The sequence below is a fragment of the Pseudoalteromonas sp. 120-MNA-CIBAN-0494 genome, assembly GCF_040308885.1.
Lineage (GTDB): Bacteria > Pseudomonadota > Gammaproteobacteria > Enterobacterales > Alteromonadaceae > Pseudoalteromonas > Pseudoalteromonas nigrifaciens.
Genome location: NZ_JBEOOE010000131.1, coordinates 1 through 279, shown reverse-complemented (window position 1 = coordinate 279; position 279 = coordinate 1). Strand labels below are relative to the sequence as shown.

At 57.3% G+C, this 279-nt stretch carries 1 protein-coding gene; it reads left to right on the top strand.

Annotated elements, in window-relative coordinates:
- Positions 1–279 (top strand): GTP-binding protein (locus AAEY55_RS18250; RefSeq protein ID WP_350552654.1); only part of this gene is annotated, 279 nt, incomplete at both ends.

The following is a 279-nucleotide window of genomic DNA, read 5'->3' as shown; positions in this document are numbered from 1 at the left end:
GCTGGGCATCAAGCACATCGTCGTCGCGATCAACAAGATGGACCTCAACGGCTTTGATGAAAGCGTGTTCGAGTCGATCAAGGCCGACTACTTGAAGTTTGCCGATGGCATCGCCTTCAAGCCGAGCACCATGACCTTTGTGCCGATGTCGGCGCTCAAGGGCGACAACGTGGTGAACAAGAGCGAGCGCTCGCCCTGGTACACCGGCCAGTCGCTGATGGAGATCCTTGAAACCGTCGAGATCGCCAACGATCGCAACTACACCGACCTGCGTTTCCC